At 38.7% G+C, this 2004-nt stretch carries 3 protein-coding genes; 2 read left to right on the top strand and 1 reads right to left on the bottom strand.

Going from position 1 to position 2004, the window contains the following annotated elements; all coding sequences use genetic code 11:
* The first annotated feature begins 454 nt into the window (after window positions 1-454).
* On the top strand, window positions 455-811 hold the full coding sequence (locus tag IY568_RS24285) for a hypothetical protein (protein WP_125563637.1): 357 nt from the start codon (window positions 455-457) through the stop codon (window positions 809-811).
* 638 nt (window positions 812-1449) lie between these two features.
* Window positions 1450-1773 carry a hypothetical protein gene (locus tag IY568_RS24280; protein ID WP_125563635.1) on the top strand — a complete coding sequence of 108 codons (324 nt, stop codon included), beginning with the start codon at window positions 1450-1452 and terminating at the stop codon, window positions 1771-1773.
* A 142-nt stretch (window positions 1774-1915) separates the two neighbouring features.
* Here the strand turns inward: IY568_RS24280 and IY568_RS25475 are convergent.
* Window positions 1916-2004: integrase core domain-containing protein (locus tag IY568_RS25475; RefSeq protein ID WP_194868735.1), on the bottom strand; the 89-nt coding region annotated here is incomplete at its 5' end.

The following is a 2004-nucleotide window of genomic DNA, read 5'->3' as shown; positions in this document are numbered from 1 at the left end:
TGGATTGTTAGTATGTAACATGAGAGTTACTCCTTAGTTGTTTTGAACAAAGATTCGACACCTTTATCAAAACGGGTAACTCTCAATTTTTCAAATCGAAATGTCAGGTCTGGTCGGAACTAATTCAGTTAAAGGAGACACCTATTCAAAACCAATGCTCAGTGAGCGCCTTTTTCTAGTGTTTTGGTTTTCCTTCCACTATGTTGCTCTTTCCAGCACCTATACCAATGTCAATGTTTGGTCCAGTTCTCTTACTGCCAGGCAATCTAATGTTGCTCTTTGTTTTTGGGCTATCTCAGCAATAAATACTTTATGCTGGCCTATCTGTTGGCTTGATACTAATATTTAATATTACTGCAGCTTCTTGGCTAGTTAAATCAGGCCCTAACAAAGCGTTGCCCCGGACAAACCTGTGAGCGCGGCTTTATATGTCAGTTCAATAATGGAGTCATAAATGAAAAAATACTTGAAACGTATTGCATCGTTCGCACTATTGGCAATTGCCATTCCTTCACATGCAGATGGAGCAAGATGGACAGCCGCATCAGAGGTAATAAAAATTGTCAGCGTTGTTAATGGTGGTATAAATGTCCGCCTTTCTCCTGAGTTAAGTGGTTGCACTTCCCAAAGCGGATATGGTCCCAAGTACGCATCAGTTTACCCTGATCACCCAGCTTTAGACGCTATACACGCTAACCTTCTGGCTGCTTTTATGTCGGGTGAAAAGGTATCTCTATATCTGTCAAATGACACATGTAAAGTCGGTGAAATGGTTATTGGCGGCACTCATAGCGGACCTCGAGGTTCATAGGTATCAAAAATATAACAACTCGCTTCAAAACGGATGCAAACTATTTGGCTATCTTGCGGACTATAGACAAAAAATGTAGACATATATGGACGTTCCAGCGATGCCAATCCAAGTGGACAGGCATTAAAATTAAATGAGATACCCATTCTAAGTTAGTAGGTTAAAGAAGACATCCATTCAAAACCAATGCTCAGTGAGAAAGCAAGTGTGTGGACACCCAATCAAAAACTGTCCTAAGTTTGGGGCCTGAGTTTGGGAGAGGGTGTCTGCTAGTTTTAATCAAGCTGGCCGTGCTAACGTGCTTGATACCAGTCTGCTAGCTCTGTGACAAACTTGTCTATAGGAAGTGCATAAGCCTTATACTGGATGTCCATAAAAGGTTCTCGTAAATGAAAGTTGATAACTTCCAAGCTAAGCTCAAGTTGTTAACATTAGTGAATTAAGATGCCCGGCATGAACATGAGGGGCGTTTTTTCTGAGCATATAGTGTAGGATGTGTCACACATGTTGTTGTTATCTGGTTAGTTTTTTCAAACAGATTAGATAAAATAAAGCCGTATCTGTCCTTGATATTGATTTTAAATATGGATATCTGTGGATTATTAAGAATTAGACGTTGTAAAAATAGGAGTAATAAAATGAAAGTTTTGAGTTTTATGTTTGTTTTATTTTTATGCTTTAACGCTGATGCATCAGGCACAGTTAAAACTAAAATAAAGAGTTTGTGGGTAAATGATCTTGGAGCAGATGTCGTTTACCTCGAACCGGAAACTCCATTCCAATCTGTCTGCAATAGCAATGGCTCTAAATACTTTATAATTCATTTAGATAGAAAGAATATGAGTGAAGTTTACTCTATGGCGTTAGCTGCATATATGTCTGATATGGAAGTAAATGTTGGAGGCAAGAATGAATGCAGCGGTACAAATGAAGTTTTAAGGTACATGTATCTCAAGAGATGATTTTATAGAAGTTAGAAATACAGATATATATGGAGAAATATACGAAAATCCTGCGCTATCTGTTCTCAAAAACCATAAAGACCACAGATGCCAATTTGTAACTCTGTAACTCCACCCAACCTAGTACAGCTCATTAGTAGAATTATGCAGCCTCAAGATAGCCAACTGGAGTCATGTCTTCCAGCGCATCGTGAGGCCTTTCATAATTGTAAATTTCTAACCATTCATCTG

It is taken from the genome of Pseudoalteromonas sp. PPB1 (assembly GCF_015356275.1).
Lineage (GTDB): Bacteria > Pseudomonadota > Gammaproteobacteria > Enterobacterales > Alteromonadaceae > Pseudoalteromonas > Pseudoalteromonas rubra_D.
The sequence above is the reverse complement of the archived record's forward strand: the minus strand, read 5'-3'. Positions and strand labels throughout refer to the sequence as shown.